This is a genomic window from Amphibiibacter pelophylacis (assembly GCF_037688875.1).
GTDB classification, from domain to species: Bacteria; Pseudomonadota; Gammaproteobacteria; order Burkholderiales; family Burkholderiaceae_C; genus Amphibiibacter; species Amphibiibacter pelophylacis.
This window is the reverse complement of the sequence record NZ_JAWDIE010000012.1, coordinates 1-13,713: the sequence shown is the minus strand read 5'-3', so window position 1 is coordinate 13,713 and position 13,713 is coordinate 1. Positions and strand designations below refer to the sequence as shown.

Below are 13,713 nucleotides of genomic sequence, written 5' to 3'. Positions count from 1 at the left end.
TACGCGCTGGCGCTGGTGCAATTCCGCTGTGTCGAACTGACCCCGGCAGTGGCCAATCTGGCCGCGCAGTACCGGCTGCGGCTGCATGGAGAGAATCCTCTCAACCAATAAATTTTCAATCGAATTTACTAGTGCGATAGAGGGTCTTTATTAAAGGACTGGACACCCCTCTGTGCAAGAGGGTAATCTTGGTCTGCGCGGGTGATTCAGTGCCCGCACCTCGCCTGCCCTTAGGCAGATCCAGACCCAGACAGGAGATCCCCTCATGAGTGAATCCAAATGCCCTTTCCATGAAGCCGGTGGCGCCCGTGCCACCCACGGCACCCGCTCGAACGCCGACTGGTGGCCCAACCAGCTGAACCTGGCCATCCTGCACCAGCACCAGCCCGTGTCCAGCCCCATGGACCCGGATTTTGATTACGCCGAAGCCTTCAAGAAGCTGGACTACGCCGCGCTGAAGAAAGACATGGCCGCCCTGATGACGCAGTCGCAGGACTGGTGGCCGGCCGACTGGGGCCACTACGGCGGCCTGTTCATCCGCATGGCCTGGCACTCGGCAGGCACTTACCGCACGGCCGACGGCCGGGGCGGCGCCAGCACCGGCAACCAGCGCTTTGCACCCCTGAACTCCTGGCCCGACAACGGCAACCTGGACAAGGCCCGCCGTCTGCTGTGGCCTCTGAAAGAGAAGTACGGCAACGCCATCTCCTGGGCGGATCTGTTCATCCTGGCCGGCAACGTGGCCATGGAAACCATGGGCTTCAAGACCTTCGGTTTTGGTGGCGGCCGCGCTGACATCTGGGCCCCGGAAGAAGACGTGTACTGGGGGGCTGAAACCGAATGGCTGGCCACCAGCGACAAGGCCAACAGCCGCTACAGCGGCGACCGCGAACTGGAAACGCCGCTGGCCGCCGTGCAGATGGGCCTGATCTACGTCAACCCGCAGGGCCCGGACGGCAACCCCGACCCGGTGCTGTCGGGCCGCGATGTGCGCGAAACCTTCGCCCGCATGGCCATGAACGACTACGAAACCGTCGCACTGGTCGCCGGGGGCCACACCTTTGGCAAGATGCACGGCGCGGGCGATGCAGCCCTGGTCGGCCCCGAGCCGGAAGGCGCGCCCATCGAGGAAATGGGCCTGGGCTGGATCAACAAGCACGGCACCGGCAAGGGCGGCGACACCACGACCAGCGGCTTTGAAGGCGCCTGGAAACCCAACCCCACCACCTGGGACATGGGCTACCTGAAAGTGCTGTTCAAGTACGAGTATGAGCAGATGACCACCGCAGCCGGTGCCATCCAGTGGCGCGCCAAGAACGTGGAGCCCGAGGACATGATCCCCGACGCGCACGATCCCAGCAAGAAGTTCCCGCCGCACATGACCACGGCGGACCTGTCGCTGAAGTTCGATCCGGCCTACGAGAAAATCGCCCGCCACTTCCTGGCCAACCCGGAAGAGTTCGCTGACGCCTACGCCCGCGCCTGGTTCAAGCTGACGCACCGCGACATGGGGCCGAAATCGCTCTACCTGGGCCCGGAAGTTCCGGCCGAAGACCTGATCTGGCAGGACCCGATCCCGGCCGCATCGCGCTCGACCATCACCGCCGCTGACGTGGCCGGTCTGAAGGCCAGCATCGCAGCCCTGGGTCTGTCGGTGTCCGAACTGGTGGGCGCGGCCTGGGCCTCGGCCTCGACCTTCCGCGGCAGCGACAAGCGCGGCGGCGCCAACGGTGCCCGCGTGCGTCTGGCCCCGCAGAAGGATTGGGAGGCCAACCAGCCCGCCCAGCTCGCCAAGGTGCTGTCGGCGCTGGAAGGCGTGCAGAAGGCCTTCAACAGCGGCGCGAAAAAGGTCTCCATCGCTGACCTGATCGTTCTGGCGGGTGGCGTGGGCATCGAGCAGGCCGCCAAAGCCGCCGGTCACAGCATCGAAGTGCCCTTCACCCCGGGCCGTGGCGATGCCACGCAGGAGCAGACCGACGCTGAATCCTTCGCCGTGCTGGAACCGGTCGCCGACGGCTTCCGCAACTACCGCAAGAAGGCCTACAGCGTTTCGCCCGAAGAAATGCTGCTGGACAAGGCCCAGCTGCTGACGCTGTCCGCGCCCGAAATGACAGTGCTGGTCGGTGGTCTGCGCGTGCTGGGGGCCAACCACGGTGGCAGCACCGCCGGTGTGTTCACCCAGCGTGTGGGCCAGCTCACGCCGGACTTCTTCGTCAACCTGGTGGACATGTCCACGGCGTGGAAGCCCACCGGCGACAACGCCTACGAAGGCCGCGACCGCAAGACGGGTGCCGTGCGCTGGACGGCCAGCCGCGTGGATCTGGCTTTTGGCTCGAACTCGCAGCTGCGCGCTCTGGCCGAGGTCTACGCCCAGAGCGACAACCAGGCCAAGTTTGTGCGCGACTTCGTCGCCGCGTGGACCAAGGTGATGAACCTGGATCAATTCGACGCCCGCGCGTAAATCGCTGTTACCCCACCCGGCTGTGGCAGGCCGGGTTTTCAAAGCCCGGCCTTGTGCTGGGCTTTTTTTATTTCACCATGACTCCAGCACCGAACTTCGCTGGACTACGCCGCAGCATGATGCAGCAGTTTTATCAATAACTTAGGCGGATTCATCATATGCCGGTGCTTTCTGAAACTTGACCCGGCTTCCACCCGCTTGGCTCCCAACAGGCTCCTGGAAATCGGGTCTTCCGAGGAGTCATCATGGCGAAAATCAAACTCACCAAGTCCGCAGTCGATGCGGCACAAGCCCAGGCGCAGCCAGTCGAACTGCGCGATACCCTGGTTCCTGGCTTCCTGTGCAAGATCACCCCGGCAGGCCGCAAGGTGTTCATGCTCGAGTACCGCACGAACGCCGGAGAGCGACGCAAACCTGCCCTGGGTCTGTACGGGGAACTGACCGTCGAACAGGCTCGGTCGCTGGCGCAGGAGTGGCTGGCGCAAGTGCGCCGAGGTGGCGACCCTGCTGCAGAGAAGGCTGCAGCGCGTCTGGCACCCACGGTCAAGGAACTGTGCACCAAGTTCATGGAGGACTACTCCAGCCAGCGCAACAAGCCGAGCACGCAAGAAGGCTACCAGAGCGTCATTGATCGCAACATCATCCCGATGCTTGGCCGCATGAAGGTACAGGATCTGAAGCGGCCTGACGTGGCTTCGATGATGAAGAAGATGGCGCACAAGCCCGCTGATGCGAACCGCACGTTCAGCGTGATGCGCAAGATGTTCAACTTGGCCGAGGTATGGGGCTATCGTCCTGACGGCACCAACCCGTGCCGCCATGTGCCTATGTACCCGAACGGCAAGGCGACTCACCTCATCAGCGACGAGGAAATGGGCAAGTTGTTCCGCTACCTTGACCAGTTGGAGGCGGAAGGCCTAGAGTAGGCTGTGATCCCGTTGGCCATCCGCCTGCAATTCGAGTTTGCCGCTCGCCTTTCTGAGATCGTCTCACTCCAATGGGATTGGATTGATCTGAAAAACCGGCGGGTGGTGTGGCCTGACAGCAAGACAGGCGGTATGTCCAAGCCCATGAGCGAAGAAGCCTATCGGCTTCTTTCAACCGCCGCCCGCAATGCTACGACGCCCCATGTATTACCGTCTCCGCGTCACCCTGATCGGCATTTGACCGACGGCGAGTATTACAACGGGTGGAGCCGCACTCTCAAAGCTGCAGGCGTGACGCATGTGGGCACGCACGGCATCCGTCACCGTTCGGCGACGGACATTGCCAATTCTGGCATCCCGGTGAAGGTCGGTATGGCGCTTACGGCGCACAAGACCGTGGCGATGTTCATGCGATATGTCCACACCGAAGACAAGCCCGTGCGGGAGGCCGCCGAGCTGGTGGCGAACCGACGCAAAGCGATCACCGGTGCCAAGCAATCGCCTGCGGAGGTGACAGCATGAGCAGACGCAGGGTTGCCAACTCTTCACCAGCAACGCCAAAGGCGCTACTGGGTGACATTCGGGCACTGATCGAGGCATCGAGGCAGCGCGTTGCCTCAACGGTCAATGCCGAACTGACCCTGCTGTTCTGGCGCATAGGCCAGCGCATCTATACGGAGGTACTGGCTGGGCAACGGGCCGGGTACGGCGAAGAAATCCTGCCGACCCTGGCCGAGCAGCTTGCCCGCGACTATGGGCGCGGCTTTGGGGAGAAGAATCTGCGCCGGATGGTTAAGTTCGCCGCCACGTTCCCCGAAGAACTAATTGTCGCGACACTGTCGCGACAATTGAGCTGGTCGCATTTTGTGCTGCTGCTGACGCTCAAGGAGCCGCTTAAGCGGGACTACGACGCGCAAATGGCAGGTGCCGAACGCTGGAGTGTGCGAACGCTGCGCGAGCGCATCGACTCGATGCTGTACGAACGCACGGCGCTATCTCAAAAGCCGGAGGAAACCATCGCGCAGGAGTTGGCGGCACTGCGCAATGCGCAGCGCATGACACCGGCGCTGGTGATGCGCGACCCGTACATCCTCGACTTTCTGGGACTGCAGGATAGCTGGCAGGAAAGTGACCTGGAGGCGGCCATCATCCGCGAAATGGAAGCCTTCCTGCTGGAGCTGGGCGCGGGCTTCTGCTTCGTCGCCCGGCAGAAGCGCATCCAGATCGACGATGAGGATTTTCACCTTGACCTGCTGTTCTACAACCGCAAGCTGCGGCGGCTGGTGGCGGTGGAATTGAAGATCGGTGAGTTCAAGGCAGCCTACAAGGGACAGATGGAGCTTTACTTGCGCTGGCTGGACAAGCACGAGCGAGAGCCAGAGGAAGCCTCGCCGCTGGGGATCATTCTTTGCACTGGCAAGAAGCGTGAGCAGATCGAGTTGTTGGAACTGGATAAATCAGGTATCCACGTGGCCGAGTACCTGACCAACTTGCCGCCGCGTGCTATGCTGGGCGAGAAGCTTCAGCAGGCGACCGAGCGGGCGCTGTTGCAGATCGAGCAGCGACAGTCTGGCGAGAAGTCCTGACAACTGAATTCGTGCGTTCCGGCGTATAGCCGTCGGGCTCGCGGACTACGCCCCGTTCTTCGCGCCGAATCACAGCCATTCGGCGCTGTGATTCCAGGCGCCTTCGGCCTAATTCGTTGACACGGGCTGAAACAGCGTCATTTGCCGAGCGAGACTGGAGCCTCGGGCCCATGATGCTTTTGGTGCCTACGGGCCTCTGAGCGATCCATGTGACTTTGTCCTGGCCCATCCATGCGGGGGCTGTGGCGGCGCAACCCGACAGGGAGCTCTACGCCGGTGACTCCTCCACAAGCTGGAGGAACTGCTCCAAGGCGTTCGCTTTTAAGCACGCTCGAGCCGTTGCGGCAAAGGCTGCATCAGGCCCAGAAAGCGATTGAAGCCGATCGATCAAGTTCTCGAGACGGATATAGTCCGCCGGGGTGCATTCGTCAATCGTAGCCGGGCAAACATCTCGATAAGTCTCGATCCAATCATTGATCTCACGCCACTTCCTTTTTCTCGCTGCTACCAAACGGGGGCTATCTAAATACAGATAATGAATCGTTGTCTCGACGCGTTTGCGAATAATGGCGTTGTTCGGATCTGAAGGTATCGGAAGCCCTTCCTCATCGAACGTCATCAGCTTTGGATCGGTCTTCTTGGTAGGGTCAAGGAGAAGCACAGTCTCTTTGGTTATGTCGCGGTCATCTCGCGAAGCCCTGAACGTACCAGGAGCTAGAGGGAAATAATCCCATTTCCCCCGGGTAGTGCCACTATCGTCCTTGTGAGGCGAATTAGAATAGCTGCCAGCTATTCTATAATTTCTCCAATCGAACGCCAGCCAATCATAGCCGGCATGTATAGTGCGATCGGCATCTAGAGACCGTGATTTAGGCCGAAAATGATCGACGTGCCAATCTGAAACTGCGTCCGGAGCTTCTGAGTACCAGCACTTGCCGCGTGACATCTCCAAGAGGACGTTCTTGATCTCGCCCCATACCGTTTGCTTGCCTTCAATATATGCTTTTCGCTCTTCGGGTGTTTGAAGGCCGTCTAATGCAACCTTAAAGGCTGCAACTTTCGTGAGCCACGCTTCCGGAAGCTTGGATTCGTCTTGAAAAATGTAGATCACTCGCGAGACTCCTTGGGAGTCATAATCTTGGCTAGCATCTGTTTCGCGACATCATTTTTCTGTGCGATCATTTCCGGAGTAAGAGCAGAGCGATCTGCTTGCTTTATCTCCGTCATTGCTCGCAAGAACAGTTCGTATTCTGGCTCCCGGTCCTCAATGACAAACCCTAGATGCTTTAGCCTCTCATTTAGCTCAATCAGGCGAATATCTTGCGCTGGAGTCCGTGCAACGATGCGAATCATCTCGTTTCGCTCGTCTAGCAGTGACTGTGTGTCTGGATCGAGGGTCGTTGGAAGTCCGAAAATTTGGGTAAGTATGCTTGTAAACCCTAGGCCTCGGGGATTAATCTCAGGTGGCTGGATCATGACATTTCCATCGTTCGATCGAGACATTATCTGAACTTGAGATGCCATCAGGCTCCCAATTGTCAGCGGGTCATGGCTCGTAAGGATTATGTGGCTCTCTCCTCGCTGCGCAACATCCTTCACCAAGTGCAGGTAGTCCCACTTCCAATTTGGATTCAAATGTGTATCAGGCTCGTCCAGAAGAAATAGGCTTTCGTCTTGGCTCGTAAATCTCATAAGACCCAAGACGCTTAATAGCTGCTTCTCCCCATCGCTGATTTCGTGAAAGGGGATCTCGCCATCCACATTTTCCTTCTCAACCCAAATGCGAACCTCACGAATGAGGTCTGAGATATCGAGTGTCTCTAAAAGTGCGAAGAAGGTTCGCTCGTCCTCAAACGATCTCGCGATATCGTTAAGGTCATTCACATCTTTGATGAATAGATAAATTTGCTCCTCATTGGCAGGCTTTGCTCGGTAGTCATCCTGCTCCCGGTTCTGATCCGCAAACGGTGCAAGTGCGCTAGCCCTGAGCTTTTCTAGCAGTCCGCGAACGAGACCCGAGGAATCCCAGAAATTCTCGAGGTGACCGGCAGCCCTTTTCTTGGTTGTACGTTCAGCCCAGCGCGGCTTTCGTAAAACAATCAGGGCACTGTCAAATCCTATAATTCCCATATGCTTCTTAAGGAATGATTTTGCCGAGTCAGACTTGAAGGCGAAGTAGCTTAGGAGTGCTAGCTGCCCATATGCAGGCCGACAATAGAATAGGCGTCTCAAGTTGACATCTTTAATGTCGGTAGACTTGGATTTTGGTGATATTACCTTTCTGTAGTATCGAAGTTGATGCTTATCAAATAGCTGCTCAAGTCTCCGACTAGATCCGGAGTAGTATCCGAACACATTCGTTGGCAAATACTTTGCTCGGCTGTCGTAAAAAGCGCTTCGCGAAACTTGATTTCCATCGACCGTCATAGACAAGGCTGGAGCGATGAAATTGTTATCAATTTCTATTCTGTGCCCGTGACAGCTGTATCCTAGCCAATATGCGAATGGTGTGTTGTCATTCAGATCGAGGTCGCGAAAAATGGTGACTAGAGCCTCAATCACGTTCGACTTTCCAGTACCATTCTCTCCGATGAGAACAGTGGAAAGCTCCCCTTCATCGAAGTTTATTTCAATGTCGGATAGATTCTTGAATTTGCTAATTTTTAATAGATCAAGACGCATCTGGTATCACCAATTCATCTTGTCCCGCGCCTGCAAGGATGCAGCCATCTCCCATTTCTTGGCGTAGCTGCTTGTAGAATTCGTCGATCGTCATTTCACTTTTTCTCCAGAGATCGCGAGGTGATGTCGCGCCGCCCATGCCGATAAGAGTCACCCTTAAATGATCTGCTGCGACGTCGGCCCTAACTCTACTCGCCATGTCTATCTCCTTTGCCTTTCTCAGAGAGTTTCCTGAAGCCAATCGAGAATTTGATGATTTAGCTAGGGCACTGTCACTGACCGAGGAATTCTGAATTTCTAACAGTAGGTCTGCCGCTGAGCCATCGGCTTTGTCCGCTGTGCCTAGCTTTCCGCAAAGCGCTTGCTGAAGGATTGCTTTTTCCAAAAGGCTAAGCGCTGATGCTGAGCTTTCAGTAGCTTGAAGCACACTGTCCATATCCGCGAAGTTGCGTTCGATACGATCAACTACTTCTGCGAAATTTCCGCCGGCTGGAAGGGGGATCGGCAAGCTTCTTAGGGTCTCACCATTGATTTTCGGCATATTTCCTGCGGTTCCGGTAGCCCGACTACGAAGAAAGCGTTTGGCTGCGCCTGAATTAAGATACCGCCATAGATAGCGACATCGGTTGCTGTCCGAAATGCGCAGCCGCATCATCAAGTCCGGATAAACGTATGTAAGAGGAGGTCCGTCGTAGATTGCCGCAGCCCCGAGATGCTCCATCGCATTTGCACGTTGGACGAGGAGATCCCCCGGTTTCAGCCAATACCTGGAGTCCTCTTCAGGCCTTTCATAGAGGCGCTTAACAGCGGCCTCGTCAAGGCGAAGGTAACCCGATGTGGTAGCCGTGAGCTTGAGTGACAATGCCCCCGTTGCATCCGGACCTGTCTTTGGCGACCAGCCATTTGTTGGGCCCTCGTCGACGAAATCCGAAAGTAGCGTAAACTCTGCGGAGGGTTTGTTGCGATCAGTCTCCCCAAAAGCTGCATCTAAAATAGAATCCTTGTATTTTGAGCCCAGATCTCTTGCATCCCGCAGGTCACTTCTGATGCTAGAAATGCGAGCTAGGTGAACTCTTAAGGCAGTCGCTATTCGACGTTGCTCTTCAAGAGGCGGCAAGCTGATCTCGGTGGCCTCAAGCTTTCCCTTTGTGATGTGGCGAAGACCAACTCCACCATGCGCCTGAGCTATTAACTCATCTAAAGTGTCGTTAATTGCAAATCTTAGAAACGTAGAATCAACCAAGTCACGATTGAAAATTACTTTGAAGATATGTTGATTTAAGACTGCCGGGCCTTGCTCCCAGATATGGGCCCCAAAGGAAGTGCCAGGGGTTCCTGACCAAGCAAAGAGCAAATCTCCGTTTTCAACGCGATGGCGATCTTCGATCGCTCCATTGAAATAGTTGTAGGCAGCCTTGGGATTATTCAGATTCTGAATTCGGATAATTGGCAAGCCGTGATCGGACCACTCCGAAAGTTTGAAGGCGCGCCCATTTACTAGTTTGCAAACATTGCCGATCGGTGCCTTCACCCAATGTTCTGGAAATGAACTCACAGAGACTCACCTTCATCTGAAATGAGTTGATCACTAATCAAATCTATTTGCTCGACAGCTCCTTTAAGAAGTAGTGAGATACGTGCTGCAAGTTCCGACGGGTCCGTGCTAGAGTCTTCAGATGTGCCGGAGTCGTCGCGCAGCCAAATAATGTCTAAATTATCATGACGGTCGGTAATCTCGCGTCGAGTAAATTTTCGGAATCTACCGCTTATGCCAAGATCCTTGCGTTTGGCCTTGCCGTACTCATCTGCGCCGAAACAGGCTTCGAAATCGGCGAAGTCCTCCAAGGCCAGAGGTCGCTTGCGGCTAAATGCAGGAATGCCCGTTCGCATATCATAGATCCACACAGATTTAGTGTTGCCGCTGTCAGTCTTCCCTCGAGAGAAAAAGAGAACATTTGTCATCACGCCTTGAGCGTAAAAGATACCCGTGGGTAAGCGCAGGATAGTATGTAAGTTGCAACGTTCAAGAAGATCTTGCCGAATTTTGCGGCCGACCCCATCCTCAAACAGTACGTTATCCGGGAGAACGACAGCAGCGCGGCCACCTGGTTTTAATCCAAGGTAGATGTGTTGCAGAAAAGCTAACTGCTTATTTGCAGTAGGAAATGGCAGGTCTTTCCGCTGCTTCCTTGCACTACCTGCGCGGCCTCCGAACGGCGGATTAGCAAGTATCACATCTACTGTGCCGAGTTCTTTAGCGTCTACGGTTAGTGCGTCACCTAGGATCAGGTTAAGATCTAAATTATGAAGAAACGCGTTCATCAGGCATATGCGGTACGTTCCTTTCTCAATTTCCATGCCATTAAATCGAGGGGGATTCTTTGCGAATGCGTGTGTACTGTTTTGCTCTTTTGCAAATTGATTGGCCGCTACAAGAAAGCCACCGCTGCCGGTCGCTGGATCTTGAATGAGCTCGCCCAGGCTGGGTTTAGTAACTCGAACGATAGAATCAATCAGGGCGCGAGGAGTGAAATATTGGCCAGCACCAGACCGGGCATCTTGCGAGTTTTTCGCAATCAGGCCTTCATAAATATCCCCCATCATGTCTGACGAGATGGCGCTCCAGTCAAGCTTGTTTATCCCAGTAATGACGGCGCGAAGATTTTCGCTATGTGAGAAAACTGTCGTTGGAAATGCGTAGATCTCTCGAACTCGCTTTTCATTAGCGTGACCGCCGAGAAACGTCAGGATATCTCTGTAGCGAGTCAAGAGGTCGTCGCCAGAGTAGTTAACTAAGTCAGCCCACCTATATCCCTCTGGGATTAACCGTTCTGTCTTATTTTTTTCTGCAATCTTGAGAAAGAGCAAGTAAGTTAATTCGGCAATATACTGATGGTAGCTTACGCCGTCACCACGCAGGATATTGCAGAGGTTCCAAATCTTTTGGACTGCACTGTTTTGTTGATTCATATTTGCCATATCATCCAATTGCACTTCTTATGTCGGTATGGCTAAAACCATGGCCCACAAACAGCAGAGGGCATCCGTTTTCTTTCGCCACATCATAAGAAAAGCAGTCGCCAAAATTCAATTTTGCGGGATGGGAGCCTCTGCCCCATTGGGTATAAACATCCGCTACACGGCGTGCAGTTGCAGATGTCACGCTAATGAACTGAAAGCCTAGTCCATCAAGTAGCTGCGACATCTCCGCACTAACATTCCATTTTTCGGCCATTATTAGGGCCTCGGCGACTGTGCCTGCGGAAATCAAGACATCGTCCTCTATTTCCAGTACAGCTGCACATAGGTCAGCCTCTGGCTCGTTGAGTACGATCGCCATTAAAGCCGATGTATCAACTGCGATCACGTCGGCACCTCCGAAGTACCATACAGGAAGTCTTGATTTCGAACGCGAGCGGCTACCTGCCTAGTGGCAGCGCTCAAGGCTGCGGCAGCGCGGACTGACTCAAGCAGAGCTTTGCGTGACCTCCGATCAGGCCGTACTCTAATTGGTACGAGACGGACGACCTCCTGACCATGTCTAGTCAAGATGACCTCGTTTCCTGATTCCGCCCGCCTGACTAGTTCGGTCAGTTGACCTTTTGCCTCTGTCACCGATATATGCATCAGACACTCCGTTACGGACTAAAAAGCGGTCCATTTTTTGTTCGAATTTTAGACTATATGTTGGACCACCTCAACTAGGGCGCGGCATGCACACTCACGCAAGTGACGGTAGAGACCTGTAGTCTTTTTTGCTCACAACTCTTTACCGAAGGCTCGGATCGCCAGTGCGGTGAGTGCATGTCATCTATGCAAATGAGCAATTACGGCCCATCGCTGCTGCTTCGTTGTAATGAGATGGATGCTGTTCAGCGGCCATTGTTAAGGCGGCGAAGTAAGGCTCTGCCGGTGATGAGACCGACGTGCAGCCGGAACGTGCTGTGGTCTTCGTCCGAGAGGCCAGGATGCGAGCCATCGGTATGAAGCATTTTGAACAAACCGTTCAAATAGCTCTTCCCATCGTTGGTCCATTCGTTCCTACTGCTGGACAGGAAGCCACGCGCCGCCAGCCAGGCGCGGCGGTTTTCGCTCGAAGCCAGCGTAGCGGCCTTCTGCGGATCAATGTGCAAGGCAATCTCGCTGAGCAAGCCTTCCAGGAACGTGCGAATCTGACTGTTCGCGGCTGCCCAGTCCCCGCGTGCGTGCGCGTCGATTGCCTGATCCAGATGTCCCAACGGTACGATAAATCCAAAATGCTTTAACAGTTGGTGAACTTCGTCATCGGTCGTAGGAAGATTCACTTCGCTAGGTAATGCTGCGCGCAGCAATGGCATTCGTGTGTCCTCATCCCAAGAGACAACATAGCCGTCGAGCGCCAGGCCTCGTATAAAACGCTCCTGCTCGGCTTTCGCGTATTGCGGCACGGTCACTCTAACGGCCTCGCGTACCGCAGCTTCGGCCAGAGTCACAGGCCCGTCTAAGGTTCTGACAGTCTGTGTCGCGCGTTGGTTGACCATCCGCGCTAGCAAGGCGCTCTTTGCGGTTACGCTCTTTGCCGACCCTTGGGGAATTTCGTCGTCCAACCCTAGCCGCACCGCGAGTTGATCGAACTTGGCCTGAGACAGCATTTCCGCGAGGAATTCGACTGCAGCAACAATGGTGGGGCGAGTAAATGGATGGACTTTCATTACTTTCTATTCCCTTATTTATTTTGAGATCGACCTTCGGCTTCCATTGCCGCGACCGGCTCCTTGTTATGCAGCTACGGCCCTATACCAAATGACTTTATTTGCCGAACGTGGTCTGACTTAAGCACCTTTTGTTCTTTTTATGTGAGATGGACATGTACGCTATGAAATGCGTTCGTTGTGAGTCTCTGCTAGAAAAACAGCCAGCGTTGAAGCCGCTCCGACTGCCAGTCTGGCATTACGAGGTTGAAGGCCTTTGGATCCCGCTGGCTTTCCATGACCTGTCCCGTAATGATTTCGGAGCTCTGCCACACCCTGCGTAATGCTGGCAAGATTACTCAGCAATCGTTTGATCGTTTCGCTGGCTTTTGCCTGCTCAGAGATATCCGAAGGTGTTAAATCAAGTACTTTTGCAGTGAGTTTGACAAGCTCTGGAAGATCTGCGCTTTTCGAAAACTCAACGTTGCACGCAGTCAGGATTGTCTTGCAGCATGTCTCGACCAACTCTTTGGCCGTGCCGATGGCAAGACCCGGATCATTGTTGACTGAGGACTCCATGCGTGTGATCTGTTGGCTCACATAGCCAGGGTCCGTTCCCGCAAGCGTCTCTCGCACTGCTGCTATGCCAGGTGTTTGGTCGATGCCAACGAATCGACCCGCATAGACTGGACGACCGGAGATGCGCGTGCGCTCGGCCAGCTCGAAGCCATCGCTCGAAAGAAACTGATTGAACATTTGGCGCAATCTTTCAGCTTCTGTGGCATCGGGTCGGACAACAGGATGCTGCATCTCGCAGAGGAAACGAAGAAAGGCGTCATCGTCTCCGCGAAGCAAGTTAAAGCGATTGTCGAGAAATACCCAATCATCCTCCCAGTCATTATTGTTAACGCGATGTTGCCAGATGTCGCCTGCAGCATCCTTATATCGGGTGTCCGTTGATGGGAGGTTTTGGAGATCAAATAGACGGCCCAAAAATTCCGGTTCTTCAAGTCGACCGGACCAATTGTTTGTTTCTGAGGCAAGGGAGTCGATGATGTCCCGACGTGTCAATTCTGTAACTTTCATATGCGCCTTTGTATATCATATAAAACCAATCCGCCGATCGGTTCTGTGCATCTATGCTGGTAGATACTTCTTGGATTTATAACTTCGGAAGATCTTACGGGCTGTCGCGCTTAGTGATTTTTCTGTCAATTTTTAGGCATTCGTCGTCAAGATTGCATATGCGCTCGCATCTTCCATTTTCTATCGCATATGAATTCACAATACAGAAAAATATCATTTTTATCATCGGCATGGCGGAAATTAATAATAATTATGAGGCGGAATTGCTGAAACTGAAGATGCGCTCCTGCTTTTATAGCTAG

At 54.6% G+C, this 13,713-nt stretch carries 10 protein-coding genes and 1 pseudogene; 3 read left to right on the top strand and 8 right to left on the bottom strand.

Features of this window, described 5'->3' with window-relative positions; all coding sequences use genetic code 11:
• Nucleotides 1–265: 265 nt before the first annotated feature.
• The 3 genes and pseudogenes from katG to RV045_RS08780 all read left to right on the top strand — a co-directional run bounded on the left by katG (nucleotide 266) and on the right by RV045_RS08780 (nucleotide 4,973).
• Nucleotides 266–2,461: a catalase/peroxidase HPI gene (gene katG / locus RV045_RS08790; protein ID WP_423235413.1), complete on the top strand. Its 2,196-nt coding sequence runs from the start codon at nucleotides 266–268 to the stop codon at nucleotides 2,459–2,461.
• Between the two features lie 245 nt (nucleotides 2,462–2,706).
• Nucleotides 2,707–3,909: pseudogene (locus tag RV045_RS08785) on the top strand (tyrosine-type recombinase/integrase).
• Nucleotides 3,906–4,973: a PDDEXK nuclease domain-containing protein gene (locus RV045_RS08780; RefSeq protein ID WP_423235412.1), complete on the top strand. Its 1,068-nt coding sequence runs from the start codon at nucleotides 3,906–3,908 to the stop codon at nucleotides 4,971–4,973. The pseudogene RV045_RS08785 and the gene RV045_RS08780 overlap by 4 nt, the downstream one beginning before the upstream one ends.
• A 268-nt stretch (nucleotides 4,974–5,241) precedes the next feature.
• Here RV045_RS08780 and RV045_RS08775 read toward each other — a convergent pair whose 3' ends face one another.
• From RV045_RS08775 to RV045_RS08740, 8 genes are all read right to left on the bottom strand, one after another.
• On the bottom strand, nucleotides 5,242–6,084 hold the full coding sequence (locus RV045_RS08775) for an HNH endonuclease family protein (protein WP_423235411.1): 843 nt from the start codon (nucleotides 6,082–6,084) through the stop codon (nucleotides 5,242–5,244).
• A complete protein-coding gene (locus RV045_RS08770) occupies nucleotides 6,081–7,655 on the bottom strand; it encodes an AAA family ATPase (protein ID WP_423235410.1) in 1,575 nt (524 codons plus the stop codon). Before RV045_RS08770 ends, RV045_RS08775 begins: the two co-directional genes overlap by 4 nt.
• Nucleotides 7,645–9,210 carry a restriction endonuclease subunit S gene (locus tag RV045_RS08765; protein ID WP_423235409.1) on the bottom strand — a complete coding sequence of 522 codons (1,566 nt, stop codon included), beginning with the start codon at nucleotides 9,208–9,210 and terminating at the stop codon, nucleotides 7,645–7,647. The genes RV045_RS08770 and RV045_RS08765 overlap by 11 nt, the downstream gene beginning before the upstream one ends.
• Nucleotides 9,207–10,634, bottom strand: coding sequence for a class I SAM-dependent DNA methyltransferase (locus RV045_RS08760; RefSeq protein WP_423235494.1), 1,428 nt, complete (start codon nucleotides 10,632–10,634; stop codon nucleotides 9,207–9,209). The genes RV045_RS08765 and RV045_RS08760 overlap by 4 nt, the downstream gene beginning before the upstream one ends.
• A gap of 1 nt (nucleotide 10,635) precedes the next feature.
• Nucleotides 10,636–11,022 (bottom strand): type II toxin-antitoxin system VapC family toxin, encoded by a 387-nt coding sequence (locus tag RV045_RS08755; protein WP_423235408.1) that lies wholly within the window; start codon nucleotides 11,020–11,022, stop codon nucleotides 10,636–10,638.
• Nucleotides 11,019–11,282, bottom strand: a complete 264-nt coding sequence (locus tag RV045_RS08750) for a type II toxin-antitoxin system Phd/YefM family antitoxin (RefSeq protein WP_423235407.1) — start codon at nucleotides 11,280–11,282, stop codon at nucleotides 11,019–11,021. Before RV045_RS08750 ends, RV045_RS08755 begins: the two co-directional genes overlap by 4 nt.
• Before the next feature lie 245 nt (nucleotides 11,283–11,527).
• Nucleotides 11,528–12,346 (bottom strand): hypothetical protein, encoded by an 819-nt coding sequence (locus RV045_RS08745; RefSeq protein WP_423235406.1) that lies wholly within the window; start codon nucleotides 12,344–12,346, stop codon nucleotides 11,528–11,530.
• A 162-nt stretch (nucleotides 12,347–12,508) separates the two neighbouring features.
• Nucleotides 12,509–13,411 carry an abortive infection family protein gene (locus tag RV045_RS08740; RefSeq protein WP_423235405.1) on the bottom strand — a complete coding sequence of 301 codons (903 nt, stop codon included), beginning with the start codon at nucleotides 13,409–13,411 and terminating at the stop codon, nucleotides 12,509–12,511.
• Nucleotides 13,412–13,713 lie beyond the last annotated feature (302 nt).

Excerpts from the sequence above, each read along its gene's own strand:
- RV045_RS08740 (WP_423235405.1), bottom strand. The coding sequence starts at position 13,411 with ATGAAAGTTACAGAATTGACACGTCGGGACATCATCGACTCCCTTGCC.
- RV045_RS08750 (WP_423235407.1), bottom strand. The coding sequence starts at position 11,282 with ATGCATATATCGGTGACAGAGGCAAAAGGTCAACTGACCGAACTAGTC.
- RV045_RS08770 (WP_423235410.1), bottom strand. The coding sequence starts at position 7,655 with ATGCGTCTTGATCTATTAAAAATTAGCAAATTCAAGAATCTATCCGAC.
- RV045_RS08745 (WP_423235406.1), bottom strand. The coding sequence starts at position 12,346 with ATGAAAGTCCATCCATTTACTCGCCCCACCATTGTTGCTGCAGTCGAA.
- katG (WP_423235413.1), top strand. The coding sequence starts at position 266 with ATGAGTGAATCCAAATGCCCTTTCCATGAAGCCGGTGGCGCCCGTGCC.
- RV045_RS08760 (WP_423235494.1), bottom strand. The coding sequence starts at position 10,634 with ATGGCAAATATGAATCAACAAAACAGTGCAGTCCAAAAGATTTGGAAC.
- RV045_RS08780 (WP_423235412.1), top strand. The coding sequence starts at position 3,906 with ATGAGCAGACGCAGGGTTGCCAACTCTTCACCAGCAACGCCAAAGGCG.